Below are 25,943 nucleotides of genomic sequence, written 5' to 3'. Positions count from 1 at the left end.
TGGGGGGATGAGCGCGCAAGAGATCGTCCAGAGGGGCCTCTACTTCGAGGAGTTCGAGCTCGACGCCCGCTATCTGCACCGACCGGGTCGCACGGCCACCGAGGCTGACAACGTCCTGTTCACGACCCTCACGATGAACACGCAGGCCCTGCATCTCGACGCCGCGTTCGCCGAGGCCCAGGAGCCCTTCCACGCCCGCGTCATGAACTCCATGTGGACCCTCTCGACGATGGTCGGGGCATCGGTCGCCCAGCTGACGCAGGGCACGCTCGTCGCACAGCTCGGACTCGGCGACATCCGTTTCCCGCATCCGCTCTTCGCGGGCGACACCCTGTACACCGAGAGCGTGGTGACCGGGCTGCGGCCGTCGTCGTCGCGACCGACGCAGGGGATCGTGGAGATCGCCCACACCGGCCGCAACCAGGACGGCACGATCGTCGCGACCGCCATCCGCTCGGTGCTCGTGCACCGTCGGCCCGAGGAGACCTCATGACCTTCGACCTGGGACCCGCACTCCTGTTCTGCCCGGCGGATCGCCCGGAACGCTTCGCGAAAGCCGCGGAACGAGCGGATGCCGTCATCCTCGACCTCGAGGATGCGGTGCTTCCGGCGGCGAAGGCCTCCGCGCGCGAGAACGTGCGGACGGCCGAGCTCGACCCGGCGCGCGTGATCGTGCGCGTGAACGCGCCGACGAGTGCGGAGTTCGCCGCCGATCTGGAGGCCGTGGCCGCCTCGCCGTTCCGGACGGTGATGGTCGCGAAGACGGAGGATCCTTCGGCGCTCGACGTCTTCGGCGCGGACTACGACGTCATCGCACTGTGCGAGACGGCCCGAGGGGTTCAGGCGGCGGCGAGCATCGCAGAGCATGAACGCGTCGTCGCGATCATGTGGGGTGCGGAGGACCTGGTCGCCTCGCTCGGCGGTACGTCGAGCCGTCGACCGGATGGAGCGTACCGCGATGTCGCGCGCTACGCGCGTACGCGGGTCCTGCTCTCCGCCGGCGCGCACGGCAAGGGCGCCATCGATGCCGTGCACGTCGACATCGACGACGTCGACGGCCTGGAGGAGGAAGCCTCGGATGCGGTCGCCTCCGGGTTCCGCGCGACAGCGTGCATCCATCCCGCGCAGGTGCCGGTGATCCGCGCCGCCTATCGGCCCGATCCGGCCAGCGTCGAGTGGGCGCGCGGAGTGCTCGCGGCTGCCGAGGGGGAGCGGGGCGTCTTCCGGTTCGACGGTCGGATGGTCGATGAGCCGGTGCTGCGGCACGCCCGCTCGATCGTCGCACGGGCGAGCTGAGGCTCGCGCTCGCCTCTCCCTTACAGCAGAACGGTCTCTTCGAGCAGGCGCAGCGACCCCGGGGACGCCTCGAACCGCGTCGCGGATCCGTTGCGGATGATGTCGCCGACGCGGGGGAGCGTGCCTCCCGAGACATGGTCGATCAGCGAGCGGATCACGCCACCGTGCGCGACCACGATGACGGACTCCGCGAGCGGGGCGGATCGGCGCCGCGCGTCGAGAGCGATCCGATCGAGCGCCCTGAGCGCGCGTGCGGCCACGCCCTCGAGCGTCTCGGCGCCGGGGACCTCGGCGTCCCAGTCGCCGTGTGTCTCGAGGTAATCGGCGACGAGCATCCCCTCGCCTTCTCCGAACTCCCGCTCACGCAGATCCGCGTCGAGCGCCGGCGCGTCGAGTCCGAGTTCCGCCGCGATGATCTCGGCGGTCTCGTGGGCTCGCTTCAGCGGACTCGCGTAGATCGTGTGATGCACCCCGCCCGCCAGTTGCCCGGCGGCCCAGCGGGCATCGGCACGACCGGTGTCGTTGAGCGGGATATCGGTCGATCCCTGGATGCGGCGGGCCAGGTTCCAGTCCGTCTGGCCGTGGCGGACGAGGGTGAGCAGAGTCACGAGAGAAGCTCCTGCAGGGCGGGGAGCACGTCGCTGGTGCCGGCGGCGATGGTGACATCGGCCCAGGCATCCGCGCGGGTCGGCTCGCGGTTGACGATGATCAGGGGGATGCTGCGGCGGCGCGCGCGCTCGACGAGCCGCACCCCGGAGTTCACGACGAGCGAGGACCCGGCCACGATCATCGCCGTACTCGACCGCAACAGGGATTCCGCGGCGCGGAAGCGGTCCTGCGGAACGTACTCTCCGAAGAAGACGACGTCCGGCTTGAGCATGCCGTCGCAGACGGTGCACCGGGGGATCACGAAACCCTCGATGCTCTCGGGGAGGACATCGCCGTCCGGGGCGAGCGGCACGTTCTCCGGCACCGAGATCCAGGGGTTGAGCTCTTCGATCTGCCCGGCGACGTCGCGGCGGTCGAAGACCTGTCCGCAGTGCAGGCACAGCACTCGGCGCATCGTGCCGTGCACCTCGATCACGTGAGAGCTCCCGGCCCGCAGATGCAGACCGTCGACGTTCTGCGTGATCACACCGCTGACGACGCCGGCCGACTCCATCTCCGCGAGCGCGCGGTGCCCGGGGTTCGGATCGGCGCGGGCGAATGCGCGCCAGCCGAGATGACCGCCGACCCAGTACCGCCGACGCGCGGCCTCGTCGCCGAGGTAGGTCTGGATCGTCATCGGGTTGCTCCGCGGCGTGGCACCCTCGCCGCGATAAGCGGGGATCCCCGAGTCGGTCGAGACACCCGCTCCGGTGAGGAGGGCGACACGTCGCCCCCGCAGGAGGTCGGCCGCCTTCTCGATGCGGAGCCGGAGCTCGTCGTCTGCGATCGTGGTCACTGATCCTCCCCGTGCGATTCTACGGGGCCGACGGACACCCGGCTTCGTCGAGGAACGGCCGGCGCATGGGAAGGTGGGAGCCTATGGACATCGTGCACATCGACTCGTCGACGGACCCGCGCCTCGACGAGTACCGGTCGCTCACCGATACGGCCCTCCGCAGCATCCGGGAGCCGGCGGGCGGGCTCTACATCGCCGAATCGTCGAAGGTGATCGAGCGCGCGATCCGTGCGGGGCATTCGCCGAGGTCGGTGCTCGTGCAGGAGCGGCGTCTCGACGGCATCCGCAGCATCGTCGAGGGGTTCGACGTTCCCGTGTACGTGGTGCCCGATGACGTCGCCGAAGCGGTCACCGGATTCGCGGTCCATCGCGGGGCGATCGCCTCGATGCACCGCCCGCCCCTGCCTTCGGTCGCCGAGACGCTGGGCGGGTCGAAGAACGCTCGGTCGCGCATCGCGATCCTCGAGGGGCTCGCCGATCACACGAACATCGGGGCGCTGTTCCGATCGGCCGCGGCGCTCGGTGTCGACGCCGTCCTCATCTCCCCGGACTGCTCGGACCCGCTGTATCGCCGCGCGGTACGCGTCTCGATGGGAACGGTGTTCCAGGTGCCGTGGACACGGATCACGGAGTGGCCCGCCGGTATCCACGAGCTGCAGGATGCCGGGTACGTCGTCGCGGGCATGACGCTGGGCGAAGGCGCGATCACCCTCGACGATCTCGTCGCCGAGGATCACGACAAGCTCGCATTGGTGTTCGGCACCGAGGGCCATGGCATCACGCCCGCCACCGACGCGATCCTCGACCGCCGGGTGACGATCCCGATGATGGGGGGCGTGGATTCCCTCAACGTGGCCGCCGCGTCGGCCGTGGCTTTCTACGCGACGACACGGTAGCGGACCGGCGAGCCCGCACGGGTGTCAGCGGATGTCGGGGAAGATGATCGGCGACGGTTCCGGCCGCTTCGCTGCGATGTGATCCCCGGAGGACTGGTGGCGCAGCCGGCGCAGGACCCAGGGCACCAGGTGTTCGCGCGCCCACCCGAGATCTTCGCCTCGGGCTTCACGCCACGTGCGGATCGGCAGCGGTTCCGGCTGCAATGATTCGAGATCGTTCGGCACGTTCAGCGCGCGCAGCACCATGCGAGCGACCTCGTGGTGACCGAGAGAGTTGTAGTGCAGGCGGTCGTCGTCGAAGAACCGCATGTCCTGCACGACCTTCAGCGCCCACTGATCCGCCACGATGCAATCGTGCCGCTCGGCGATCGCGCGCACGTTCTCGTTGTAGATCGCCACTTTGCCGCGGAAGCCACGGAACACCGGCGTGAACGCGGTGTCGATTCCGGTGAAGACGACCACGGCTGCGCCGGTGGAGGCGAGCCGAGTGACGGCATCCTCCAACTGGGCCGCGATCGCATCGGGATCGGTTCCGGGGCGGATGACGTCGTTGCCGCCCGCACAGATCGAGACCAGGTCGGGGTGCAGCGCGACGGCCGGCTCGATCTGGTCGTGCACGATCTGGGCGATGAGCTTGCCGCGTACGGCGAGGTTCGCGTAGGCGAAGTCATCGACTTGCGCCGCGAGCACCTCCGCCACGCGGTCGGCCCAGCCGCGGTGGCCTCCGGGCGCGGCGGGATCGGGGTCGCCGATGCCCTCCGTGAAGGAGTCCCCGATGGCGACGAAACGACGCCACGGGTGCGCCGATTCGTTGGGGACGTAGGGGGTCCGGGTCGAATCCTGGTCTGTCATCCAGCTCTCCTTCGCGAACACGCGCGGCTCGAAGATCACGGCTGCGCAGTGACCGAGCCTACTCCGCCGGGTGCGTCGGGGAGGGGCGCGCGCCGATGTCAGACGGAGCGATTATCGTTGAGCCGATGCTCTCTCCGTCCTTCCCACAGCGCGCCCCCTGGGGCACCGCCAACAAGCTGCGCGCCTGGCAGCAGGAGGCCCTCGAACAGTACTTCGCCGCCGACCAGAGGGACTTCCTCGTCGCGGCCACGCCGGGCGCAGGGAAGACCACCTTCGCCCTCACGCTCGCGGTCGAGCTGATGCGCACGGGCGAGGTCAACCGCATCATCGTGGTCGCACCCACCGAGCACCTCAAGACCCAGTGGGCCGATGCCGCTGCGCGAGTGCACATCCGCCTCGATCCCCGTTTTCGCAACAGCGACTGGGCGCCGGCGCGGCACTATCACGGAGCGGTCGTCACCTACGCGCAGGTCGCGGCGAAGTCGTCGGTGCACCGCCACCTGACCGAAGACGCCAGGACACTGGTGATCCTCGACGAGGTGCACCACGGCGGCGATGCCCTCAGCTGGGGTGATGCGATCCGCGACGCGTACGGCCCCGCCAAGCGACGCCTCCTGCTGTCGGGTACGCCGTTCCGCAGCGACACCGCGCCGATTCCGTTCGTCGAATACCACCCCGACGAATCAGGCGCGCGCATCTCGCGCACGGATTACAACTACGGCTACGGGCGGGCTCTCGCCGACGGTGTGGTGCGTCCCGTGCTCTTCCACATGTATGCGGGCAAGATGCGCTGGCGCACCACCTCGGGCGACGAACTCGAGACGCATCTCGGGCAGGACAACACCAAGGACGTCACCTCCCAGGCCTGGCGCACAGCGCTCGATCCCGAGGGGGAGTGGATGCCGGCGGTGCTCTCCGCCGCGGACCGCCGCTTGACCGAGATCCGCCATCATGTGCCCGATGCAGGCGGGCTCGTCCTCGCCACCGACCAGACGGTCGCCCGCGCCTACGCCAAGATCCTGCACAGCATCACCGGCCAGCAGGCGACGGTCGTTCTCTCCGACGATGCCACCGCCTCCGAACGCATCGAGAAGTTCAGTGCGGGCGACCAGCGCTGGATGGTGGCCGTTCGGATGGTGTCGGAGGGGGTCGACGTGCCGCGTCTCGCGGTGGGTGTCTATGCGACGTCGTCGTCGACGCCGCTGTTCTTCGCACAGGCGATCGGCCGCTTCGTGCGCGCACGCCGTCGGGGGGAGGCGGCCAGCGTCTTCCTGCCGCAGGTGCCTGTGCTCATGGGCCTCGCGAACGAGATGGACAAACAGCGCGACCACGCGCTCGACCGGCAGTCGAAGGACGACGACGGCCTCGAGGACTCCCTGCTCGAGAGCGCCAACCGAGAGGAGGAGACCTCCGACGCGCTCACCCAGGAGTTCAGCTACCAGGCACTGTCATCCGTCGCGCACTTCGATCGGGTCGTCTTCGAGGGCCAGGAGTTCGGGCAGTTGGCTGAGCCCGGCACGCCCGAGGAGGAGGAGTTCATCGGGTTCCCCGGTCTCCTCGAGCCCGAGCACGTGCACGAGCTGCTCATGCAGCGGCAGTCCCGGCAGTCGCGGCTGCGCGAGGCGCGGGAAGCCTCGGCCGGTCCGACGGAGGCGACGACGCTTCCGCCACCTCTGCACCGCACTCTCAAGGAACAGCGTCAGCTGCTCAACAGCCTGGTCGGTCTCTACGCGCGGCAGAAGGGCGAACCGCATGGCGCGGTGCATGCCGAGCTCCGCCGTATCTGCGGTGGGCCCGCGGTCGCGCAGGCCACCGTCACCCAGTTGCAGTCCCGGATCGAGGTCCTGCGCAAGCGCGTCCGATCCTGAGCGCTTCGGATCCCCGAAATGCTGGCAATCACGGCATCCGGGACACTGCGGCTCCGCCGCGCGGATAGCGTGGAACGGTTGTCCACGCATCCGAGGAGTCAGACATGACCGCTCCACTCGCCGCTGAGCCCACGGCCGCCGACCGTCGTCGCTGGGCGCGCTACCTCGTGGAGGAGCGCGCCGAGGGAACGGTGTATCAGCGTCTCGCGGCGCGCCGGACGGGGGAGGAGCGCGACATCCTCCTGCGTCTCGCCGACGCCGAGCGGCGCCACGAGCAGCACTGGCTCGACCTCCTCGGCGGAGAACCCACACGGCTGCCCCGTGCCGGTGTGCGTTCGCGATTGTTGGGATGGATGGCCGGCCGATTCGGCTCGATCTTCGTGCTCGCGCTCGCACAGAGTGCCGAGGCCCGGTCACCCTACGATGCCGAGCAGTATGCGACCCCGGCCATGCGCGCCGACGAGAAGGTGCATTACGAGGTCGTGCGCGGTCTCGCCGCGCGCGGCCGCCGCAGGCTGTCCGGGTCGTTCCGCGCCGCGGTGTTCGGCGCCAACGACGGGCTCGTGAGCAACCTCGCCCTGGTCTTGGGCATCGGCGCGACGGGCGTCAGCTCCGGATTCGTCCTCTTCAGCGGGATCGCCGGACTCCTCGCGGGCGCACTGTCGATGGGAGCGGGCGAGTTCGTGTCGGTGCGATCCCAGCGTGAACTCCTCGCGGCGACCGAGGCGAACGAGGATGCCGCGGCATCCGCCCACGATCTCGACATCGACGAGAACGAGCTCGCCCTGGTCTACCGCGCCCGGGGCGTCGATCCCCAGGAAGCACTCGCGAAGGCGCGGCGCATCGTGACAGCGGCCCAGGCGGGAGTGCGGCGCACGGCGACCGGGCCGATCCGCACCCACGCGCACGAGCACGAGATCGTCGGCAGCGACTGGACCGCCGCGATCTCCAGCTTCCTGCTGTTCTCGTCCGGCGCGATCATCCCCGTGCTCCCGTGGATCTTCGGTCTGCAGGGAACGACAGCCGTCGTCGTCGCGCTCGTGCTGGTCGGCATCGCGCTGCTGAGCACGGGAGCCATGGTGGGCATCCTCTCGGGAGGACCGCCGCTGCGCCGAGCCCTGCGCCAACTGGCGATCGGGTTCGGTGCCGCAGCGATCACCTATCTGCTCGGTCTGTTGTTCGGCGTGGGCGCCGTCTAGGGCGGGACGCTGCGGCTCGGTTCGCCGGAGACCTTCCGCTCGCACCCTCGTCGGCGCGACGGGACCGTGACCGCGCACGGCCGGCGCGAGGGAAAGCAAAAAGCCCCGGTGGATCCAGGGATCCACCGGGGCCATCCGTGCGCGGAGGGGGACTTGAACCCCCACGCCCTTACGGGCACTACGACCTCAACGTAGCGCGTCTACCATTCCGCCACCCGCGCAGGTTTTGGATGATCGTTGCCGACCGAAGAATGACATTACCACCTTCTGGGGTCGGCCTCGAATCGGGCGTGACGCCCGGGCGTGGCACGCGGTTTCGATAGCCTGGTTCGCATGACCGAACCCTCCCTTCCCGAGGTCGCGCGCATTGCGAGCGAGCTGATCCGCTTCGACACCTCGAACTTCGGCGGCGGCAACGCGAAGGGGGAGCGTGAGGCTGCGGAGTACGTGGGTGCGTACCTGACCGACCTCGGGCTCGAGGTCGAGTATCACGAGCCCGTGCCGCGTCGCACCAACGTGATGGCGCGGGTGCCGGGCCGCGACAGCTCGCTGCCGGCGCTCGTCGTGCACGGCCACCTCGACGTGGTCCCCGCCATGGCGGAGGACTGGACGGTCGACCCCTTCGCCGGAATCGTGCAGGACGGGATGCTGTGGGGCCGCGGCGCCGTCGACATGAAGAACATGAACGCGATGATCCTCACGGCGGTCGCCGACATCCTGCGTGCGGGTGAGCGCCCCGCCCGTGACCTCGTCCTCGCGTTCTTCGCCGACGAGGAGAACGGCGGTGTCGAAGGATCCGCGCTCGTGGTGCGCGATCGCCCCGAGTGGTTCGCCGGCGCGGCGACCGCGATCAGCGAGGTCGGCGGATACTCGATCACGGTCGACGACCGACGCGCCTACTTGCTGCAGGTGGGGGAGAAGGCGCTGATCTGGATCCGGTTGGTCGCGAAAGGGCGGGCGGGCCACGGCAGCCGACTGCACGACGACAACGCGATCACGGCGCTGGCCGAGGCCGTCGCGGCGATCGGTCGCACGCGCTGGCCCATCCGGCTCACGCCGACCACCACCGCGCTCCTCGAGGGACTGAGCGCGCTCACCGGCCGCGACGCCGATGATCCGGACGCCCTGGCGTCGGCCGCCGGACCCGCGGAGGCGTTCCTGCGCTCGTCGTTCAGGACGACGACGAATCCCACGGGCCTCACCGCGGGGTACAAGCACAACGTGATCCCCGAGCGTGCTGAAGCGCTGATCGACGTGCGGGTGATCCCCGGCACCGAAGACGAGGTGCTGGCCGAGCTCCAGCAGATCGTCGGCGACGACATCGTGATCGAGACCGTGGTCCGTGACATCGGTATGGAGACCCCGTTCGAGGGCGAGCTCGTCGAAGCCATGGTCGCAAGCATCGGTCGGCACGACCCCGGTGTGCCCGTCATCCCGTATCTGCTGGGCGCTGGAACCGACAACAAGGCGCTGTCGACCCTCGGCATCACCGGCTACGGGTTCGCGCCGCTCCGGCTGCCTGCCGATCTCGATTTCACAGGCATGTTCCACGGAGTCGACGAGCGTGTGCCCGTAGACTCGCTTGTCTTCGGTCAGCGGGTGCTGGCCGATCTGCTGCGCACGTACTGAGCGCTCCCGCAGGCTCCGTGCCGCCGTCGACCCTGAAGGCTCTCCATGCATCTCTTCGAAGCGCTCATCCTCGGCATCGTCCAGGGGCTGACCGAGTTCCTGCCGATCTCCTCCAGCGCCCACCTGCGCATCGTCGGCTCGTTCCTGCCCTCGGGCGAGGACCCGGGTGCGGCGTTCACCGCGATCACGCAGATCGGTACCGAGGCGGCCGTGGTGGTGTTCTTCTGGCGAGACATCGTCCGGATCGTCACGCAGTGGTTCCGGTCGCTCGTCGGCAAGGCCCCGCGCACCGATCCCGACGCCCGGATGGGGTGGATGATCATCATCGGCAGCATCCCGATCGTCATCCTGGGTCTGTTCTTCCAGGATCAGATCGAGAGCGTGTTCCGCTCGCTCTGGGTGGTCGCGATCATGCTCATCGTCTTCGGCATCCTGCTCGGCATCGCCGACCACGTCGGGGCGAAGAAGCGCACGTTGAACCAGCTCACCTACCCGCACGGCGTCGCGTACGGGTTCGCGCAGGCCCTCGCCCTCGTCCCGGGCGTATCCCGTTCGGGTGGGACCATCACGATGGGACTCTTCCTGGGCTACGAGCGTGCCGCGGCGGCACGCTACGCGTTCCTCCTGGCGATTCCCGCCGTCTTCGGCAGCGGTTTCTACCAGCTGGCGAAGAGCTGGAACGAGCCGGCGTTCTTCTCGCTCGGCGACACCCTGGCGGCCACCGGTATCGCCTTCGTCGTCGCTCTCGGGGTGATCGCGTTCTTCATGAGCTGGATCTCGAAGCGCAGCTTCCTGCCGTTCGTGATCTACCGCATCCTGCTGGGCACGGTGATCCTGGTTCTGCTCGCCACCGGATCGATCGCCGCCTGAGGGCCGACGCGCTCAGCGCTTGTGGTCGCCCGGACCGTCACCGCGTCGACGCAGGTATTTCTCGAACTCCTGGGCGATCGCATCGCCCGACGCCTCGGGCGAGTCCCACGTGTCGCGGGTGCGCTCGAGCTGGCGGATGTACTCGGTCATCTCGTCGTCGTCGGCGGCGGCGGCATCGATGGATGCCTCCCACGCCGCGGCTTCTGTGCGCAGCGCATCGCGCGGCACCGACACCCCGGTGAGCTCCTCGAGGCGGTCGAGCAGAGCGAGGGTCACCTTCGGCGAGGGAGTCGCGTTCGCGACGTAGTGCGGCACGCTCGCCCACAGCGTCGCCGTCGGGATGCCCGCCGATTCGGCGTAGTGCTCGATGACGCTCAGGATGCCGACGGGACCCTCGTACAGGGACTTCTCGAGCCCCAGTTCCTCGCGGGCCTGCTCGTTCTGACTGGCCGCGAAGATCGAGATCGGGCGGGAGTGCGGCACATCGGCGAGCATCGCGCCGAGCATGATGAACCCGCTCACGTCGTCGCGCAGCGCGACGTCGATGAACTCGGCGGCGAACGACTGCCAGGTGCGGGCCGGCTCGACCCCGGTGAGCAGCCAGAACTCGGGCCCCTCGCCCGCGTCGCGCGGACGCCAGAGCGTCGCTTCCGGCCACTTCAGGCGGCGACGCCCGTCGGCGTCGAGCTGGGTCGACGGACGCGTGTACTGGTAGTCGAAGTAGAGCTCGGGATCGACGGTGTGCACCAGGTCGTACTCGCTCGTGGCGCGCAAGGCGGCGAGGGCGCCGCTCGCCGCTTCACCCGCGTCGTTCCAGCCGTCGAACGCGACGATCACGATGCGCGAACCGAGAACATCCATCGTGATCCCCTTTCGATCGAGTGACGGTGTCGTCTCCCCAGGCTAGTCGCGCCCGGAGGAAGACGGGTCCCGCGCCGGATAACATGGCTCGGTGAGCACACAGCCCCGCGCGGTCCTCTGGGACATGGATGGAACAGTCGTCGATACCGAGCCGTACTGGATGGCCGCCGAGACCCGGCTCGTCGAGTCCTTCGGTGGGACGTGGACCCACGCAGACGCGCTGCAGCTGGTCGGCAGTGGACTGATCGACAGCGCGATCATCCTGCAGAACGCAGGTGTCCGCATGGAGGCCGAGGCGATCGTCGCCCATCTGACCGATGAGGTGCAGAACCTGCTTCGGACCGAGGGAGTGCCCTTCCGCCCCGGCGCGCGCGAACTCCTGCTCGACCTGAAGCAGGCGGGCGTCACGACTGCACTCGTGACGATGTCGCTGCGCCGGATGGCGTTGAGCGTCGTCGATCTCATCGACTTCCCGGCGTTCGATCTGGTGGTCGCCGGCGATGACGTCGACAACCCGAAGCCGCATCCCGAGCCCTACCTGCAGGCCGCGGCTCTGCTCGACATCGACATCGCCGATGCGATCGTGATCGAGGACTCGCCGACGGGTGTCCGTGCCGGGATCGCGTCCGGTGCTGTGACCCTCGGGGTTCCGCACATCGTGCCGCTCGACGACCTCGGCGCTCACGAATTCTGGCCGACGCTCGAGGGACGCACCGCCGACGACTTGGTCGACCTCCTCGACCGCCACTCCGCCACGACGGGAGCCACCCGATGACCGCCTCCGGCACGCACCGCCCGAGCGGCCCCTTCCGCGAGGGAGACCGCGTCCAGCTCACGGGCCCCAAGGGTCGGCTGCACACCGTCACTCTCCGCGAGGACGGGGAGCTGCACACCCACCACGGTGTGCTGCGCCACCGCGATCTCATCGGTCTGCCCGACGGATCCGTGGCCGCGAACAGTTCGGGCCACGAGTACCTCGCGCTGCGCCCGCTGCTGAAGGACTTCGCGATGTCGATGCCCCGTGGCGCGGCGATCGTCTACCCCAAGGACGCCGCGCAGATCGTCATGCAGGCGGATGTCTTCCCCGGCGCGACGGTGGTCGAGGCCGGTGTCGGGTCGGGCGCTCTGTCACTCTCGCTGCTGCGCGCGGTGGGGCCGGCGGGCAAGCTCGTGTCGTTCGAACGGCGAGAGGACTTCGCCGAGGTCGCCCGCGGCAACGTCGCGACGTTCTTCGGTGAACAGCCCGACACCTGGAACGTCGTCGTCGGCGATCTCGTCGAGCAGCTGCCGTCCGAGCTTCCCGCCGGATCCGTCGATCGCGTCGTGCTCGACATGCTGGCCCCCTGGGAATGCATCGACGTCGTCGCCGACGCGCTCACGCCCGGGGGAGTGGTGCTCTGCTACATCGCGACCGCCACGCAGCTCTCGCGCGTCGCCGAGTACATCCGCAACACCGGTCTGTTCACCGATCCGGACGCCTCCGAGACGATGGTCCGCGGTTGGCACGTCGAGGGCCTCGCGGTGCGCCCCGATCACCGGATGGTCGCGCACACCGGCTTCCTGCTGACTGCACGACGTCTGGCTCCGGGCACGGTCGCACCCTCCGTGAAGCGTCGCGCCTCGAAGTCCAGCTACGGCGACGATGACGTCGAGCAGTGGACCCCCGGTGCCGTCGGCGACCGTGAGATCACCGATAAGAACCTGCGCAAGCGCGCGCGAGAGGCCGCGCGCGCCGCGGAGGGCGCGCGCATCGCGACGGCATCGCGCGAATCGGAGCACCCGACCGAATAGACTGGAGGGCGTGCGTAAAACGTCCGCCGTTCTGGCCACTCTCAGCCTCGCCGTCCTCGCTCTGACGGGGTGCACCGCCGCGCCGACCTTCGACGGCGCCGCCTGCGACCGCTCCGGCGGTTCGACCGGTCTGGCGGACGCGGTCACCGTCGACGGCGACCTCGGTGCCAAGCCGGACGTGAGCATCTACACCCCTCTGCACGTCGAGAAGTCCACGGCGACGGACATCGTCGTCGGTGACGGTCGTGCCGTTCAGAACGGTCAGCAGCCATTCGTCTACGAACTCACGCTGTTCAGCGGCGAGACGGGCGAGGAGGTCGCGGGTACTCCGTACGACCCCGCTCAGGGTCCTTTGACGAGTCTGGACATCCAGGGCGCGCGTTTCCCGGCGCTTTCAGACGCGTTGGAATGCGTCACCCAGGGTTCGCGCACGGTTGTCGCTCTGACCGCCGACGATGCCGGAGCAGAGGCGCTGCAGAGCTTCGGGCTCGAGGCCGACGACACGATGGTCTTCGTCGTCGACATCATCGACGTGCTCCTGCCGAAGGCGGAAGGGGCCCTGCAGTTCAACGACGCTCGAGGCATGCCGACCGTCGTTCGTGCTCCCGACGGCACGCCCGGCGTGATCATCCCCGACACGGACGCACCCTCCGACATGGTCACGCAGACGCTCATCCTCGGCGAAGGAGATGATGTCGAAGCGGACCAGGTGCCCATCGTCCAGTACACGGCTCTCGGCTGGGACGACAAGACCGTGATGACGCAGACGTGGGGCGAAGCGGTCTCCACCGACCTGCAGCAGGTGGCCCCGGCCGTTGCCCAGGAGTTGGTCGGCAAGCCCGTCGGCTCGCAGGTTCTCGTCGTCACTCCAGCCTCCGACTCGGCCCCCGCCGTCGTCTACGTCGTCGACATCCTGGGCGCGATCACGGTCCCCACTCCGTGATGGCCGCCCGTATTCCCGCCGAGGAGCGCCTGACGAATCTCGTCGTGGCTCTCATGGCGACGGAGATCGGGCTCACGAAGCAGCAGATCCTCGACAACGTCTCCGGCTACCGCCAGCGCGCGGATGCCGGAACGCGGTCGGATGCTCTCGAGAAGATGTTCGAGCGCGACAAGGACGAACTCCGCTCGCTCGGTGTGCCCGTCGAGACCATCGGCGACGCCGCCGACCCGAACGATCTGCGCGAGGCGCGCTATCGCATTCCGCAGGCGGAGTACGACCTGCCCAGCGACATCGACTTCACGCCCGCCGAGCTCGCCGTGCTGCGTCTCGCCGGCAGCGTTTGGAGCGCGGAATCCGCCTCCGGCGACGCGCAGTCCGGTGTTCGGAAGATCCGCGCGCTCGGCATCGACGGTGACGAGCCGATCATCGGCTTCGCGCCGCGCATCACGGCGCGCGATGCCGCGTTCGGTCCGCTCCAAGAGGCGATCGAGAAGTGCCGTGTCGTGGCTTTCGACTACCTCAAGCCGGGCGAGGACGCACCTCGTCGTCGCCGGGTGCAACCGCTCGCGCTCGTGGATTACGAAGCGCGCTGGCACGTGTTCGGCATCGACATCGACGCCGCGGGCGACCGGACGTTCCTGCTCAGCCGCATCGTCGGGGAGGTGACGATGACCGCGACGACCTTCGATCCCGCTCTGCGGGACGGCGCGGGTGACCGCGCGCTCGCGGGCCTCGACGAGGTGGCGTCCCAGAACTCCGCCCTGCTCGAGATCACTCCGGGGACCGAGGCGTCGCTGCGGCTCGGACGGAGGGCCGTTCCTGCGATCCAGGGCATCCGCGTGCCCTTCGTCGACGTCCACATCCTCGCCGACGAGCTCGCTTCGTACGGCCCCGAGGTGCGCGTGGTGGAGCCCGACGTTCTCCGCGACGCCGTGGTGTCGCGGCTCCGCGCGGTCGCCGGGGTCCACGCCGAGCGGGAGGCGCTCCGATGAGCGCGAAGAAGCCGCTGCTCGCCGGCGATCGGGTGCGTCTGTACCTGACTCTCGTGCCATACCTTCTCGAGCACGGGCCGGTCTCCCTCTCCGAGGCATCCGCGGAGTTCGGTGTGACCCCGCGTGAGATGCGCGCGATGGTCGAGAAGCTGACCGTGATCGGCCTCCCCGGGGAGGCCGGGTTCTGGCAGCAGCCGCAGGAGATGTTCGACATCAACTGGGATCTGCTCGACCAGGACGACATCATCGAGATCACGAACGACGTCGCTCTGCGCCGTGTGCCGCGATTCACGGCGCGCGAAGCGGCCGCGCTGCTCGCCGGGCTCCAGATGGTCGCCGCGGTGCCGGCGGTCTCCGACTCGGGGCTCGTCGCCGGGCTCATCTCGAAGCTCTCTCGAGGAGCGGCCGACGCGCCGGCCGAGGTGGTGATCGCGCCGACGGCGGTCGACGAGGTCCGTGAGGCAGTGTCCCGCGGCCTGCAGGAAGGGCGAGCGATCTCGTTCACCTATCAGGCGCCCGACGCGCAGCCGACCACGCGCACCGTCGATCCGGTGCAGATCCTGATCACCAACGGTCAGTGGTACCTGCAGGGGTGGTGTCATCTGCGGCAGGCGATGCGCACGTTCCACCTCGATCGGGTGAGCAGCCCGCAGCTGACCGACATTCCGATCACGCATGCCGGTGAGCACGTCCCCGAAGCGTTCGCCGAGGTCGCCGATGACCGCGAGGTGACCGTGCGCGTCCCCGAACGACTCGCGCCGCTGCTGGGCGGCCTTCTCTCCGCCGATGAGGTCGAGACCCGCGATGGCGTGGTCACCGCGCACCTGCATCTCGCCGACCCGCGCGGCATCAAGCGCATCGCGGCGCGTTTCGGGGGAGCGCTCGAGGTGCTCGAGCCCGGAATCGCGCGCGCAGCGACCCGGGAGTGGGCGTCTGCGGGACTCGCGCTCTACCACCGCCCATCCACAGCCCAGCCGGGTAGACTGGCCGAATCGCCCACCGACGACGGGAACTAGAGATGTTTGCTGGACTGCAGGGGTGGCACCTCCTGATCGTGCTCGCCGTGATCCTCCTTCTTTTCGGCGCGGCAAAGCTGCCGGCCCTCGCGAAGAGCGTTGGTCAGTCGGCCCGCGTCTTCAAGGGAGAGATGAAGGCGATGAAGGAAGAAGACGGTCCTGCGGCCGCCGAGAACGCGGCAGCGGACCCGACCACGGTGAAGAACTCGGGCTCAGAACCTGAGACTCCGCCGCGCGCCTGACCGCTCGTGGCAGTGATGGACCCGGCCGCGAAGGCGAAGCCGGACCGCGACCGGCGGATGTCTCTCGGAGCGCATCTCGTCGAGTTGCGCCGCCGTCTGATGATCGCCGCCATCGCGCTGGTCGTCGGTATGGTGCTGGCGTTCATCGTCGCGGATCCGATCATCCATTTCATCACCGAGCCGATCCGCCTCATCACCGAGAAGCGGGGCGACGATTTCAGCGCCCTCAACTTCTCGACCGTGACCTCGGCGTTCGACATGCGTATGCGCATCGCCCTGTCGATCGGTCTCTTCGCCTCCGCACCGGTCTGGCTGTGGCAGATCTGGGCGTTCATCATGCCCGGCCTCACCCGTAAAGAGGTGCGTTACACGGTCGGTTTCGTCGCCGCAGCCGTTCCGCTCTTCCTCGGTGGGTGCTACCTCGGCGTCATGATCATGCCGCACATCATCGAGCTGATGTGGAGCTTCACACCGGAGGGCGGCACCAACTTCTATGCGGCCCAGGACTACTACGACTTCATCTTCAAACTGATGCTCGTGATCGGTGTCTCGTTCGTCTTGCCCGTCTTCCTCGTCGCACTGAACTTCGCCGGCATCATGTCGGGGCGCGCGATCCTGAAGGGATGGCGCGTAGCGATCATCATCGCCACCGTCTTCGCCGCTCTCGCGACGCCGGCCGCCGACGTGGTGAGCATGCTGATGCTCGCGGGGATCCTCATCGTCCTGTACTTCGCGGCCGCCGGTCTGTCGCTGCTTTTCGACCGGCGCAAACGCAAGCAGGATGCGGCCGCCGGCCTCCTGCCGGACGCCGCATGAGTTCGCCGGCGGAGCGATACGCCGCCGCGCGTCAAGCATCGGAGCACCCCCAGACCTCGGCGTTCGCCGCACGCCAGCGCTTTGATCTCGACCCGTTCCAGATCGCGGGCTGTCACGCACTCGAGCGGGGGAACAGCGTCCTGGTCGCCGCTCCGACCGGGGCCGGTAAGACGATCGTGGGTGAGTTCGCGATTCATCTCGCGATGCAGACGCCGCGAGACAAGGCGTTCTACACAACCCCGATGAAGGCGCTGTCGAACCAGAAGTTCCGCGAACTCGTCGACGTCTACGGTGCCGACGAGGTCGGACTCCTCACCGGCGACACGAACATCAACGGCAACGCGCGCATCGTGGTGATGACCACCGAGGTGCTGCGCAACATGATCTACGCCGACTCGGCGGCACTGCGCGATCTTCGCTACGTCGTGATGGACGAGGTCCACTACCTCGCCGACCGATTCCGCGGCGCGGTGTGGGAAGAGGTCATCATCCACCTGCCTTCGCAGGTGCGCCTGGTCTCGCTCAGCGCGACGGTGTCGAACGCCGAGGAGTTCGGCGATTGGCTCGACACGGTGCGTGGTGACACGGAGGTGATCGTCTCGGAGATCCGCCCCGTCCCGCTGGAGCAGCACGTACTCGTGCGCGATGATCTGCTGCCGCTGTTCGATGACCGGGCGGGCGTCGCCACGGCGCAGGTGAACCAGGAACTGATGCGCATCCGCTCGTTCACGGGTTCGCACTACGACAACAACCGTCGCGCGCAGTCCTACGTCAGCAATCGCCACGCCGGCCGACAGGCGAAGCGTCCTCCGCGCGGAGGCCAGCGTCCGGTACGCCCGTCGAATGCGCGCCGCATCGAACGGATCGATCGCCCGGAGGTCATCCACCTCCTCGAACGCGCGAATCTTCTGCCGGCGATCTTCTTCATCTTCAGCCGGGTCGGGTGCGATGCCGCCGTCGCGCAGGTGCGCCGGTCGGGCATGCGCCTGACCTCGCAGGAGGAGCGCGCCGAGATCCGGGCGATCGTCGAGGAGCGCACACGGACGCTCCAGGAGGAGGACCTCGGCGTCCTCGGCTACTGGGAGTGGCTCGACAACCTCGAGCGCGGCGTGGCCTCGCACCACGCGGGCCTGCTGCCCGCGTTCAAGGAGGTCGTCGAAGAGCTCTACCAGCGCAAGCTCGTCAAGGTCGTGTTCGCGACCGAGACCCTCGCGCTGGGCATCAACATGCCGGCGCGCACCGTCGTGCTCGAGAAGATGGAGAAGTTCAACGGCGAGGCCCGCGTCGCGATCACTTCGGGGGAGTACACACAACTCACCGGTCGCGCCGGACGCCGGGGCATCGATGTCGAGGGCCACGCAGTGGTGCAGTGGACCGAGGGCATGGATCCGCAGGCCGTGGCCGCTCTCGCGTCGCGGCGCACCTACCCGCTCAACTCGAGCTTCCGGCCGACCTACAACATGGCCGTGAACCTCATCGATCTGTTCGGCAAGCCCCGCGCGCGGCAGATTCTCGAGTCGTCGTTCGCGCAGTTCCAGGCCGATCGTGCCGTGGTCGGCCTCGCCCGCCAGGTGCGCGAAGCCGAGGTCTCTCTCGCCGGTTACGAGAAGTCGATGTCGTGCGAGCACGGTGACTTCGTGGAGTACTCCACGATCCGACGCGAACTGAGCGACCTCGAGAAGAAGAACCGGCAGGATTCCGGAGCACCGCGCTCGGCCCGCGACAAGCGGCTGAAGCGCATCCAGAACCTCCGCACGAAGATGCAGCGGCACCCGTGCCACAACTGCCCCGATCGTGAGGCGCACGCCCGATGGGCGGAGCGCTACTGGAAGCTGAAGCGTCAGACCGACCGCATCCGCCGTCAGATCGAGACGCGCACCGGCACGGTGGCGCGTGTCTTCGACCGCGTGGTCGAGGTGCTCGAGACGCTCGACTACCTGCGCTCCGACGGCGATGAGATGACGCTCACCGAGGCCGGCCGCACGATGCGGCGCATCTACGGCGAGCGAGATCTGCTCGTCGCCGAGTCGTTGCGCCAGGGGCTGTGGTCGGGTCTCGATGCACCCTCGCTCGCTGCCATGGCGTGCTGTCTGGTCTACGAGCCGCGGCGCGATGAGGCGAACTCGGGGGAGCGCGGTCTTCCGCGCGGCGCGTTCCGTGCCGCATACGAGAAGACGACGGCGCTGTGGGCCGTTCTCGATGACCTCGAACAGGATCATCATCTTCCCGGCTCCGAGCCGCTCGCCGCCGGCCTCGCCGGGGCGATGCACTCGTGGGCTCGCGGCGGGATGCTGGATCGGGTGCTCGTCGACGCCGATATGGCGGCCGGCGACTTCGTCCGCTGGGCGAAGCAGACGATCGACCTCCTCGACCAGCTCTCGATCGTCGCCGAGGACGCAGCGCTCGCGCGCACGGCCCGCGCGGCGCTCGACGGCGTCCGCCGCGGCATCGTCGCCTACTCCTCGATGTGACCGGGGTGGACATGGCTGAACGCACGATTCGACCGCGCCCGCTCCTGCCGCTGTGGGCGGCGGCGATCGCGGCCGCCGGCGCAGCGCTGCTCATGAATCTCGCCTACCCGTCGGCGGCGATCTGGGTTCTCGCGTTCCCGGCGATCGCGCTCCTGCTGCTGTCATTGATCGGTCGCCGCGCGGGCGGGGCGGTGCTGGTCGGCCTGATCTACGGCATCCTGTTCTTCGCTCTCCTCGTGTCGTGGACATCGAGGTATCTGGGTCCCGTTCCCTGGGCTGCTCTGAGCATCCTCGAGGGCGGCCTGACGGCTCTCGCACTCATCCCGATCGCCCTCGCCTACCGGTGGATCCCTCGCGCGTTCCCCGGCAGCTGGGGGCGCATGCTGGTGCTCCCGGTCGTCGTCGCGGCCCTCTGGGTCGGCCGGGAGGTCTTCGTCGGCTCCTGGCCCTATGGCGGCTTCCCGTGGGCACGGATCGGGATGAGTCAGGCCGAGAGCCCGCTCGCTCCGGTGTCGTCGTGGCTCGGCGTCGGCGGTCTCGGGTTCCTGATGGTTCTCGTCGTGGCGATGCTGATCGAAGCGGTGCGGCTGAGGCTGTGGCGGCGCCCGATGCCGCTGCTCGTTCCCGCAGCACTCGCGGTCGTGTTGCTCGCGACGCCGCAGTTCCCGACCGCTCCCGCGGGTGAGATGCGCATCGCCGCCGTTCAGGGCAACGGTCCGACCGGGTACTTCGACGAGCGCACGCCCTTCGCCGTGGTCCGCGCACAGACCGAAGCCACCGAGCCCCTCTACGGCGAAGACGTCGATCTCCTCGTCTGGCCGGAGGGCGGCCTCGATACCGATCCCTTCCAGAACGAGACGCTCGCGCGTCAGCTGACGCTCGTCTCGACCCGGATCGGCGCGCCGCTGCTCGCGAACGCCGCGACCGCGCGCAACGGGCTCTACTGGAACACGTCGATGCTGTGGACGGATGCCGGGGGAGCCGAGCAGCTCCACGACAAGCGGCACCCGGTGCCCTTCGGAGAGTACGTTCCCGACCGCGCCTTCTACAACGCCCTGGCCCCCGATCTGATCGGCCTCATCGGACGCGAGTACACGCCGGGGATCAACCCTCCGCTCATGGATATCGACGGCACCCTCGTCGGCCTCGCGATCTGCTTCGATGTCATCTACGACGACGTGATCCACGAGAGTGTGAACGGCGGCTCCGAGGTCCTCGTGTTCCAGACCAACAACGCGGACTTCCGGGGGACCGCCGAAAATCTGCAGCAGCTCGCGTTCGCGCGGATGCGGGCGATCGAGACCGGGCGCAGCGTCGTCAACGTCTCGACGGTGGGTACGAGCCAGATCATCCGTCCGGACGGGTCGACGATCACGAGCCTGGACGCAGATGAGGCGGGGGCGATGCTCGAAGATGTCGAGCTCCGCTCCGGCCTCACGGCGGGTGTGGTGCTGGGTCCCTGGGTGCAGCAGATCCTGCTCTGGGGTGGGCTGGGCGCGCTCGCTCTCGGGTGGTGGCGCGCTCGTCGGGCTTAGGCCCCGATCTTCTCCCGCGTCGGGTCCTCACCGGCTCCGCGGCGCGCGCGGATGAAGGCGAGGCGCTCCTCGAGCAGTTCTTCGAGCTCGGCGCGCGTGCGGCGCTCCAGCAGCATGTCCCAGTGGGTGCGGGCGGCCTTCTCATCGGTCGCCTCGAGCGTCACGGCCTGGCCGTCGACGTTGAGTCGGGCGTCGGCACCGCAGGAGCGGCATTCCCAGGTCTGGGGCGGCTCGGCGTCGGCCGCGAACATCAGGTTCGTGACGTGGCCGCAGGTGTCACAGGTATAGGTGGTCTCACGGCGCTCCATGAAAACGACGCCCTCTTCGCTCTGTAGGCTCTGGGCGCCGAGTCGGATGCCGCGCAGGCTGCGATCTGCCATTGTGTGGTCCTCTCGTCGCTGTCAGGTATAACGCTCCAGCCTGTGCGCTTCATCCACGTCCCTGGAAACTCGGCGTTATTCACAGCGGAATCCCAGCGCGGGAGGTTATGAGGGCGACAGCGTGTCGAGGGCGAGATCGGCGCGATCCGAGACGATCCCATCGACGCCGAGGGCGATGAGTCGGTTCATCTCCGCGGCATCGTTCACGGTCCACACGTGCACCTCGACGCCCCGGGCATGCGTGGCGCGGAGCAGCGCGGGAGTGAGCACGGTCAACGGCCCCTGCCGCTCGGGGATCTGCAGGGCGTCGATGTCGCGGAGCACTCGTGCGGGGGAGAGGCGCAAGGCGGACAGCGCGCGCACCGTCGCGATGGTTCGGCTTCCCCCCGAGGTCGCGGGACGCAGGGCGGCGCCCGCGCGGAGGACGGCGGCGACGGTCGCGCGCCGGTTCGCCTCCGAGAAGCTCGTCACGAGGGTCCGATGCGTGTGATCGGCGAGGATCGGCCCGAGGGGCTCCGCCGCGGCGGCGGTCTTCACGTCGATGTTGAAGCGGACGGTCGGGAAAAGGTCGAGGGCTTCGGCGACCGTGAGGAGGCCCCCGTGATCGGCGAAGAGACGGTCGAGGTCGCGGGTGCGCACCTCGCGGACTGCTCGGCGGTCGCCGGTCAACCGCTCGAGGGTCGCGTCGTGGAAGAGCACCACGTCTCCGTCGGCCGTGACCTGGCAGTCGGTCTCGACGTACTCCGCCCCGGCGGCGTGGGCGGCGGCGAAGGCGGCTGCGGTGTTCTCCCATACACCCGAGTCCTCGCCCGTCGCGGTCACGAGACCACGGTGGGCGAGGACTCGAGGATGTCGTGCCTTCGCGAAGTACGGGTGTGTCACACGCCCGGCGGGGGAGTCGGCGCCTGACCCGGCTTCGGCGTGAAGGCGCTGCCGATGCCCTTGAGGGCTTCCGTGAGCTCGCTCGGGATGATCCACAGCTTGTTGGACTGACCCTCGCTGATCTTCGGCAGCATCTGCAGGTACTGGTAGGCGAGCAGCTTGTCGTCGGGGGCCCCTTGGTGGATCGCCGTGAAGACGTTCTGGATGGCCTCCGCTTCACCCTGCGCGCGCAGAACCGCGGCCTGCTTGTCGCCCTCGGCACGAAGGATCTCGGCCTGACGCGCGCCTTCGGCCTCGAGGATCGCGGACTGCTTCGTTCCCTCAGCGGTCAGGATCGCGGCGCGACGGTCTCGCTCGGCGCGCATCTGCTTCTCCATCGAGTCCTGGATCGAGATGGGCGGATCGATGGCCTTCAGCTCGACTCGGCCGACGCGGATGCCCCACTTGCCGGTCGCCTCGTCGAGAACGACGCGCAGCTGGCCGTTGATGTTGTCGCGACTCGTGAGCGCCTCTTCGAGGTTGAGTCCACCGACGACGTTGCGGAGCGTCGTGGTGGTGAGCTGCTCGACGGCGCCGAGGTAGTTCGCGATCTCGTAGGTCGCGGCCCGGGCATCCGTCACCTGGAAGTACACGACGGTGTCGATGGAGACGACCAGGTTGTCCTCGGTGATCACGGGCTGCGGTGGGAAGGACACGACCTGCTCGCGCATGTCGATCAGCGGACGCAGGCGGTCGATGAACGGCACCAGGATGTTCAGACCGGGGGTGAGGGTCTTGTGATAACGGCCGAGCCGCTCCACGACCCCGGCCGTGGCCTGCGGGATGATGCGGATGGAACGCGCGACGGTCACCACCACGAAGATGATGACCGCGATCGCGAGGATCCAGAGGATCGCGGTGGGGATGAACGAGGCGTCGTTCACGGAGTCTCCTAGTCGTTGACGGGACGGACGATGGCGGTGGCGCCGTTGATCGCCGTCACGGCGATCGGCGATCCCTGGGGGATCGGCACGGGCGTGGCGGAGCGTGCGGTCCAGGTGTCGCCGTTGCTGAGCTTGACCTGTCCGGAGATCTGCGTGATGTCGTGGAGCGCGGTTCCACGGAGGTCGAGGAGAGCATCGACGTTCGACTTGGTCGGATCTTCGCCGCGCCGCAGCCTCCGGAGGAGCGGCGGTCGCAGGAAGAGGATGAACAGCGCCGCGGCTGCCGCAGCGACGATCACCTGCGCCCAGACCGGGATGCCGACCAGATCGGTGAGCAGTCCGATGGCGCTGCCAAAGCTGAGCATCAGGAACGTGAAATCGAGCGTGAGCATCTCGATCACGAGGAACGCGGCGATCAGGACCAGCCAGCCGATCCAGGCCCATTGGTCGATGAACTGTACGAAAGTCGAGACGGTGTCCATGCGGCCTCCTTCGCGGTCAACCTATCACGGGGCCCGACGCCGTATCGGGCGGCGCGGGGCGCTCTTGATAGTCTGAGTTGCCGCGTCATCGCGGCGTTTCACGCACCATGAGGAGTCACCGTGACCGCTGTTCTTCCCGCAGGATCTCTCGACGGCAAGGTCGCCCTTGTCACCGGCTCGTCGCGGGGGATCGGCGCCGACACCGTGCGCTACCTGGCGGAGGCCGGGGCGGATGTCGTCATCAACTTCCGCAACAAGGCCCCGCGCGCCGAGAAGCTCGCCGGTGAGCTGCGCGAGCTCGGACGCCGCGCCCTCGTCGTCGGTGCCGACCTGACCGACCCCGAGTCGGTCGCGGCGATGTTCGACGCCGTCACCAACGAATACGGTCGTCTCGACGTGCTCGTGCTGAACGCCTCCGGAGGCATGGAATCCGGCATGGCCGAGGACTACGCCCTCACGCTCAACCGCGACGCGCAGCTCAACGTGCTCCGCGCAGCCGAACCGCTCCTGGGTGAGGGCGCGCGCGTGGTCTTCGTGACGAGCCACCAGGCGCACTTCATCCGCACCACCCCGACCATGCCCGAGTACGAGCCGGTCGCTCTGTCCAAGCGCGCCGGCGAGGATGCGCTGCGCGAGCTCATTCCCGGCCTCGCCGAGAAGGGCATCGGCTTCACGGTCATCTCCGGCGACATGATCGAGGGCACGATCACCGCGACACTGCTCGAGCGAGCGAACCCCGGAGCGATCGCCGAGCGCCGCGAGTCCGCGGGCAAGCTCTACAACGTCTCGGAGTTCGCGGCCGAGGTCGCTCAGGCGGCCGTCGATCCCGTCCCCGCCGACAACACCCGCCTCGTCGGCGACGTGAGCGCGTTCGTCGCCGAATAAAAAGCTGTACAGACGGATCGGCCCCGTCCTCCGAGAGGGAGGACGGGGCCGATCCGTCTGTCGGGGCGATCAGCTCGCGACGTCTGCGGACGTGGCGGAGGTGAACTCCTTCGCGTCCTTGCCGATCGTGATCGCGCGGACGATCTGCACGAGGCCGAGCGCGACGAGCGAGATGCCGAGGATCAGCCAGAACGCGAAGCCGGCCACGAGCGGCGAGAACAGCACGATGATCCCGGCCACGATGCTGAGGAGCGCATAGAGGAGGGTCCACACGCGCGATCCGTCCTGCCCGAGCAGGCTCAAGGCCACCACGCCGTCGACGATCCAGCTGATGCCGATGAAGATGACCACGACGAAGGCGAGAGCCGCCGCTGCCGCGCCGAGGTTCGCGAAGGCGATGACGCCGGCGACGATGTAGAGGAGGCCGAGGAGGATGTGCCCGACGCGAGACCATCCGCCGCGTGCGCCCGAGAAGATGCCGAGGCCGATGTAGACGAGGCCCGCGACGACGAGGTAGGCGGCGAAGACCGCGGTGACGACGACCGCGGACTTCACGGGCCAGACCAGCAGCACGATGCCGGCGATGAGGGCGAGGACGCCCGAGACGGCGAGCGTGATGCGGATCGATGTGAACAGCGACTTCGCTTCGGAGAGTGGTGCGGACATGGGGACCCTTTCTGAGAGAATCCTGTGGGGATGACCTCAGAGTAGCGCCGTGCTTCCCCGCTGTGGGGCTCATCTCCCTCGCGGCGTCGCGCAGGGTCATGCGCCGATGCGGGGCGTCATGGCAGGATCAACACGTGACTCCCGACGTGGATGCTCGCCTGCGCGAGCTGGTGTCGATGCGAAAGGTGCGAGACCGCATCGACCGCGAATACGCGATGCCCCTCGACGTGGAGGCTCTCGCTGCCGGGGTACACCTGTCTGCCGGGCACCTCAGCCGCCGGTTCCGGGAGACCTATGGCGAGTCTCCGTACTCGTACCTCATGACGCGGCGGATCGAGCGGGCCATGGCTCTGCTCCGGCGCGGGGACCGTTCGGTCACGGAGGTGTGCTTCGAAGTCGGCTGCTCGTCGCTGGGCACGTTCAGCAGTCGGTTCACAGAGCTGGTGGGTGTCCCACCCAGCGTGTACCGTGAACGCGCCGCACACGTCGACGGGATCCCCGTCTTCCAGGCCAAGCAGGTCACCCGCCCGATCAGGAATCGAGAAGCGCCGCCCAGCGACGCTCACCTAGCGTGAACACCATGAAGATCAGCATCCACTATGCCTTCCTCCCGCATACCGACGCCGACGCGGCGCTCGGCTTCTATCGCGACGCGCTCGGCTTCGAGGTGCGCAACGACGTCGGGTACGACGGCATGCGTTGGCTCACCGTCGGTCCCGCGAATCAGCCGGAGACGTCGATCGTGCTCCACCCGCCGGCAACCGATCCCGGTCTCACCGACGATGAGCGACGCACGGTGCTCGAGCTCATCGCGAAGGGCAGTTACGGGGCCCTCACGCTCGCCAGCGACGATCTCGACGCTCTCTTCGAGCGGCTGGTCGAAAGCGGCGCCGACGTCGTGCAGGAGCCGATGGATCAGCCGTACGGCGTGCGCGATTGCGCCTTCCGTGATCCCGCGGGCAACCTGCTCCGGATCAACCAAGCCGGCTGAGTGATCAGCCTCG

The 25,943-nt window shown here is 68.6% G+C and carries 28 protein-coding genes and 1 tRNA gene; 19 read left to right on the top strand and 10 right to left on the bottom strand.

Annotated features, from left to right (window positions below; translation table 11 throughout):
• Positions 1-7 precede the first annotated feature (7 nt).
• A complete protein-coding gene (locus ACIPVN_RS02515; RefSeq protein ID WP_400439012.1) occupies positions 8-493 on the top strand; it encodes a MaoC family dehydratase in 486 nt (161 codons plus the stop codon).
• Positions 490-1,296, top strand: coding sequence for an HpcH/HpaI aldolase/citrate lyase family protein (locus ACIPVN_RS02510; RefSeq protein ID WP_400439010.1), 807 nt, complete (start codon positions 490-492; stop codon positions 1,294-1,296). Before ACIPVN_RS02515 ends, ACIPVN_RS02510 begins: the two co-directional genes overlap by 4 nt.
• A gap of 20 nt (positions 1,297-1,316) precedes the next feature.
• Here the strand turns inward: ACIPVN_RS02510 and ACIPVN_RS02505 are convergent, their stop codons facing one another.
• Entirely contained in the window at positions 1,317-1,904 is a 588-nt protein-coding gene (locus tag ACIPVN_RS02505; RefSeq protein ID WP_400439007.1) for a histidine phosphatase family protein, read from the bottom strand.
• Positions 1,901-2,740 carry a Sir2 family NAD-dependent protein deacetylase gene (locus ACIPVN_RS02500; protein WP_400439004.1) on the bottom strand — a complete coding sequence of 280 codons (840 nt, stop codon included), beginning with the start codon at positions 2,738-2,740 and terminating at the stop codon, positions 1,901-1,903. Before ACIPVN_RS02500 ends, ACIPVN_RS02505 begins: the two co-directional genes overlap by 4 nt.
• Before the next feature lie 83 nt (positions 2,741-2,823).
• Here ACIPVN_RS02500 and ACIPVN_RS02495 point away from each other — a divergent pair, with 83 nt between their 5' ends.
• Positions 2,824-3,636 (top strand): TrmH family RNA methyltransferase, encoded by an 813-nt coding sequence (locus ACIPVN_RS02495; RefSeq protein WP_400439001.1) that lies wholly within the window; start codon positions 2,824-2,826, stop codon positions 3,634-3,636.
• A 24-nt stretch (positions 3,637-3,660) separates the two neighbouring features.
• Here the strand turns inward: ACIPVN_RS02495 and ACIPVN_RS02490 are convergent, their stop codons facing one another.
• The gene (locus ACIPVN_RS02490) at positions 3,661-4,488 is read right to left on the bottom strand and encodes an SGNH/GDSL hydrolase family protein (protein WP_400438998.1); all 828 of its coding nucleotides are present in this window, start codon (positions 4,486-4,488) and stop codon (positions 3,661-3,663) included.
• 125 nt (positions 4,489-4,613) lie between these two features.
• On the opposite strand from ACIPVN_RS02490, the gene ACIPVN_RS02485 reads away from it, so the two are divergent.
• Positions 4,614-6,356, top strand: coding sequence for a DEAD/DEAH box helicase (locus tag ACIPVN_RS02485; protein ID WP_400438995.1), 1,743 nt, complete (start codon positions 4,614-4,616; stop codon positions 6,354-6,356).
• Positions 6,357-6,460: 104 nt separating this feature from the next.
• Positions 6,461-7,555: a VIT1/CCC1 family protein gene (locus ACIPVN_RS02480; protein ID WP_400438992.1), complete on the top strand. Its 1,095-nt coding sequence runs from the start codon at positions 6,461-6,463 to the stop codon at positions 7,553-7,555.
• 138 nt (positions 7,556-7,693) lie between these two features.
• Here ACIPVN_RS02480 and ACIPVN_RS02475 read toward each other — a convergent pair.
• Positions 7,694-7,776 (bottom strand) — tRNA-Leu (locus tag ACIPVN_RS02475).
• 112 nt (positions 7,777-7,888) lie between these two features.
• On the opposite strand from ACIPVN_RS02475, the gene ACIPVN_RS02470 reads away from it, so the two are divergent.
• Together ACIPVN_RS02470 and ACIPVN_RS02465 are read left to right on the top strand one after the other, a co-directional pair.
• Positions 7,889-9,184 (top strand): M20/M25/M40 family metallo-hydrolase, encoded by a 1,296-nt coding sequence (locus tag ACIPVN_RS02470; RefSeq protein ID WP_400438989.1) that lies wholly within the window; start codon positions 7,889-7,891, stop codon positions 9,182-9,184.
• 45 nt (positions 9,185-9,229) lie between these two features.
• Positions 9,230-10,054 (top strand): undecaprenyl-diphosphate phosphatase, encoded by an 825-nt coding sequence (locus tag ACIPVN_RS02465; RefSeq protein ID WP_400438987.1) that lies wholly within the window; start codon positions 9,230-9,232, stop codon positions 10,052-10,054.
• 12 nt (positions 10,055-10,066) lie between these two features.
• Here the strand turns inward: ACIPVN_RS02465 and ACIPVN_RS02460 are convergent, their stop codons facing one another.
• Complete coding sequence (locus ACIPVN_RS02460) at positions 10,067-10,915, bottom strand: PAC2 family protein (protein WP_400438985.1); 849 nt, start codon at positions 10,913-10,915, stop codon at positions 10,067-10,069.
• 91 nt (positions 10,916-11,006) lie between these two features.
• On the opposite strand from ACIPVN_RS02460, the gene ACIPVN_RS02455 reads away from it, so the two are divergent.
• From ACIPVN_RS02455 to lnt, 9 genes are read left to right on the top strand one after another with little or no spacing between them, the layout of a single operon-like run.
• Positions 11,007-11,690 (top strand): HAD family hydrolase, encoded by a 684-nt coding sequence (locus tag ACIPVN_RS02455; RefSeq protein ID WP_400438983.1) that lies wholly within the window; start codon positions 11,007-11,009, stop codon positions 11,688-11,690.
• Positions 11,687-12,706, top strand: coding sequence for a tRNA (adenine-N1)-methyltransferase (locus tag ACIPVN_RS02450; protein ID WP_400438981.1), 1,020 nt, complete (start codon positions 11,687-11,689; stop codon positions 12,704-12,706). The genes ACIPVN_RS02455 and ACIPVN_RS02450 overlap by 4 nt, the downstream gene beginning before the upstream one ends.
• A gap of 10 nt (positions 12,707-12,716) precedes the next feature.
• Complete coding sequence (locus tag ACIPVN_RS02445) at positions 12,717-13,649, top strand: hypothetical protein (RefSeq protein WP_400438979.1); 933 nt, start codon at positions 12,717-12,719, stop codon at positions 13,647-13,649.
• Positions 13,649-14,641: a helix-turn-helix transcriptional regulator gene (locus ACIPVN_RS02440; protein ID WP_400438976.1), complete on the top strand. Its 993-nt coding sequence runs from the start codon at positions 13,649-13,651 to the stop codon at positions 14,639-14,641. The genes ACIPVN_RS02445 and ACIPVN_RS02440 overlap by 1 nt, the downstream gene beginning before the upstream one ends.
• Positions 14,638-15,657 (top strand): helix-turn-helix transcriptional regulator, encoded by a 1,020-nt coding sequence (locus ACIPVN_RS02435; protein WP_400438973.1) that lies wholly within the window; start codon positions 14,638-14,640, stop codon positions 15,655-15,657. The genes ACIPVN_RS02440 and ACIPVN_RS02435 overlap by 4 nt, the downstream gene beginning before the upstream one ends.
• Before the next feature lie 2 nt (positions 15,658-15,659).
• Positions 15,660-15,899 carry a twin-arginine translocase TatA/TatE family subunit gene (gene tatA, locus ACIPVN_RS02430; protein ID WP_400438970.1) on the top strand — a complete coding sequence of 80 codons (240 nt, stop codon included), beginning with the start codon at positions 15,660-15,662 and terminating at the stop codon, positions 15,897-15,899.
• Positions 15,900-15,956: 57 nt separating this feature from the next.
• Entirely contained in the window at positions 15,957-16,715 is a 759-nt protein-coding gene (gene tatC, locus ACIPVN_RS02425; protein ID WP_247633975.1) for a twin-arginine translocase subunit TatC, read from the top strand.
• Positions 16,712-19,186 carry a DEAD/DEAH box helicase gene (locus ACIPVN_RS02420; RefSeq protein WP_400438967.1) on the top strand — a complete coding sequence of 825 codons (2,475 nt, stop codon included), beginning with the start codon at positions 16,712-16,714 and terminating at the stop codon, positions 19,184-19,186. The genes tatC and ACIPVN_RS02420 overlap by 4 nt, the downstream gene beginning before the upstream one ends.
• Positions 19,187-19,197: 11 nt before the next feature.
• A complete protein-coding gene (lnt, locus tag ACIPVN_RS02415; protein ID WP_400438963.1) occupies positions 19,198-20,721 on the top strand; it encodes an apolipoprotein N-acyltransferase in 1,524 nt (507 codons plus the stop codon).
• On the opposite strand, the gene ACIPVN_RS02410 is transcribed toward lnt, so the two are convergent.
• The 4 genes from ACIPVN_RS02410 to ACIPVN_RS02395 all read right to left on the bottom strand — a co-directional run bounded on the left by ACIPVN_RS02410 (position 20,718) and on the right by ACIPVN_RS02395 (position 23,388).
• A complete protein-coding gene (locus ACIPVN_RS02410) occupies positions 20,718-21,101 on the bottom strand; it encodes an RNA polymerase-binding protein RbpA (RefSeq protein ID WP_247622493.1) in 384 nt (127 codons plus the stop codon). The two genes, lnt and ACIPVN_RS02410, sit on opposite strands and share 4 nt — an antisense overlap.
• Positions 21,102-21,206: 105 nt before the next feature.
• Entirely contained in the window at positions 21,207-21,983 is a 777-nt protein-coding gene (locus ACIPVN_RS02405; protein WP_400438960.1) for a glycerophosphodiester phosphodiesterase family protein, read from the bottom strand.
• A complete protein-coding gene (locus ACIPVN_RS02400; protein ID WP_247622491.1) occupies positions 21,980-22,906 on the bottom strand; it encodes an SPFH domain-containing protein in 927 nt (308 codons plus the stop codon). Before ACIPVN_RS02400 ends, ACIPVN_RS02405 begins: the two co-directional genes overlap by 4 nt.
• Before the next feature lie 8 nt (positions 22,907-22,914).
• Entirely contained in the window at positions 22,915-23,388 is a 474-nt protein-coding gene (locus ACIPVN_RS02395; RefSeq protein ID WP_247622490.1) for an NfeD family protein, read from the bottom strand.
• Positions 23,389-23,508: 120 nt separating this feature from the next.
• On the opposite strand from ACIPVN_RS02395, the gene ACIPVN_RS02390 reads away from it, so the two are divergent.
• Entirely contained in the window at positions 23,509-24,273 is a 765-nt protein-coding gene (locus ACIPVN_RS02390; RefSeq protein ID WP_400438957.1) for an SDR family oxidoreductase, read from the top strand.
• A 69-nt stretch (positions 24,274-24,342) separates the two neighbouring features.
• Here the strand turns inward: ACIPVN_RS02390 and ACIPVN_RS02385 are convergent, their stop codons facing one another.
• On the bottom strand, positions 24,343-24,939 hold the full coding sequence (locus ACIPVN_RS02385) for an HdeD family acid-resistance protein (RefSeq protein WP_400438954.1): 597 nt from the start codon (positions 24,937-24,939) through the stop codon (positions 24,343-24,345).
• 176 nt (positions 24,940-25,115) lie between these two features.
• Here ACIPVN_RS02385 and ACIPVN_RS02380 point away from each other — a divergent pair, with 176 nt between their 5' ends.
• Together ACIPVN_RS02380 and ACIPVN_RS02375 are read left to right on the top strand one after the other, a co-directional pair.
• Entirely contained in the window at positions 25,116-25,514 is a 399-nt protein-coding gene (locus ACIPVN_RS02380; protein ID WP_400443287.1) for a helix-turn-helix transcriptional regulator, read from the top strand.
• Positions 25,515-25,519: 5 nt separating this feature from the next.
• Positions 25,520-25,930, top strand: a complete 411-nt coding sequence (locus ACIPVN_RS02375) for a VOC family protein (RefSeq protein WP_400438951.1) — start codon at positions 25,520-25,522, stop codon at positions 25,928-25,930.
• Positions 25,931-25,943: the final 13 nt, after the last annotated feature.

It is taken from the genome of Microbacterium sp. NPDC090003, assembly GCF_044748385.1.
In the GTDB taxonomy this organism is placed as follows: Bacteria; Actinomycetota; Actinomycetes; order Actinomycetales; family Microbacteriaceae; genus Microbacterium.
This window is presented reverse-complemented; position numbering and strand designations above follow the sequence as displayed.

Coding starts and splice junctions, on each gene's coding strand:
- ACIPVN_RS02515 (WP_400439012.1), top strand. CDS start 8: ATGAGCGCGCAAGAGATCGTCCAGAGGGGCCTCTACTTCGAGGAGTTC.
- ACIPVN_RS02510 (WP_400439010.1), top strand. CDS start 490: ATGACCTTCGACCTGGGACCCGCACTCCTGTTCTGCCCGGCGGATCGC.
- ACIPVN_RS02495 (WP_400439001.1), top strand. CDS start 2,824: ATGGACATCGTGCACATCGACTCGTCGACGGACCCGCGCCTCGACGAG.
- ACIPVN_RS02490 (WP_400438998.1), bottom strand. CDS start 4,488: ATGACAGACCAGGATTCGACCCGGACCCCCTACGTCCCCAACGAATCG.
- ACIPVN_RS02485 (WP_400438995.1), top strand. CDS start 4,614: ATGCTCTCTCCGTCCTTCCCACAGCGCGCCCCCTGGGGCACCGCCAAC.
- ACIPVN_RS02480 (WP_400438992.1), top strand. CDS start 6,461: ATGACCGCTCCACTCGCCGCTGAGCCCACGGCCGCCGACCGTCGTCGC.
- ACIPVN_RS02470 (WP_400438989.1), top strand. CDS start 7,889: ATGACCGAACCCTCCCTTCCCGAGGTCGCGCGCATTGCGAGCGAGCTG.
- ACIPVN_RS02465 (WP_400438987.1), top strand. CDS start 9,230: ATGCATCTCTTCGAAGCGCTCATCCTCGGCATCGTCCAGGGGCTGACC.
- ACIPVN_RS02460 (WP_400438985.1), bottom strand. CDS start 10,915: ATGGATGTTCTCGGTTCGCGCATCGTGATCGTCGCGTTCGACGGCTGG.
- ACIPVN_RS02450 (WP_400438981.1), top strand. CDS start 11,687: ATGACCGCCTCCGGCACGCACCGCCCGAGCGGCCCCTTCCGCGAGGGA.
- ACIPVN_RS02440 (WP_400438976.1), top strand. CDS start 13,649: ATGGCCGCCCGTATTCCCGCCGAGGAGCGCCTGACGAATCTCGTCGTG.
- ACIPVN_RS02435 (WP_400438973.1), top strand. CDS start 14,638: ATGAGCGCGAAGAAGCCGCTGCTCGCCGGCGATCGGGTGCGTCTGTAC.
- tatA (WP_400438970.1), top strand. CDS start 15,660: ATGTTTGCTGGACTGCAGGGGTGGCACCTCCTGATCGTGCTCGCCGTG.
- tatC (WP_247633975.1), top strand. CDS start 15,957: ATGTCTCTCGGAGCGCATCTCGTCGAGTTGCGCCGCCGTCTGATGATC.
- ACIPVN_RS02420 (WP_400438967.1), top strand. CDS start 16,712: ATGAGTTCGCCGGCGGAGCGATACGCCGCCGCGCGTCAAGCATCGGAG.
- lnt (WP_400438963.1), top strand. CDS start 19,198: ATGGCTGAACGCACGATTCGACCGCGCCCGCTCCTGCCGCTGTGGGCG.
- ACIPVN_RS02410 (WP_247622493.1), bottom strand. CDS start 21,101: ATGGCAGATCGCAGCCTGCGCGGCATCCGACTCGGCGCCCAGAGCCTA.
- ACIPVN_RS02395 (WP_247622490.1), bottom strand. CDS start 23,388: ATGGACACCGTCTCGACTTTCGTACAGTTCATCGACCAATGGGCCTGG.
- ACIPVN_RS02385 (WP_400438954.1), bottom strand. CDS start 24,939: ATGTCCGCACCACTCTCCGAAGCGAAGTCGCTGTTCACATCGATCCGC.
- ACIPVN_RS02380 (WP_400443287.1), top strand. CDS start 25,116: ATGCGAAAGGTGCGAGACCGCATCGACCGCGAATACGCGATGCCCCTC.
- ACIPVN_RS02375 (WP_400438951.1), top strand. CDS start 25,520: ATGAAGATCAGCATCCACTATGCCTTCCTCCCGCATACCGACGCCGAC.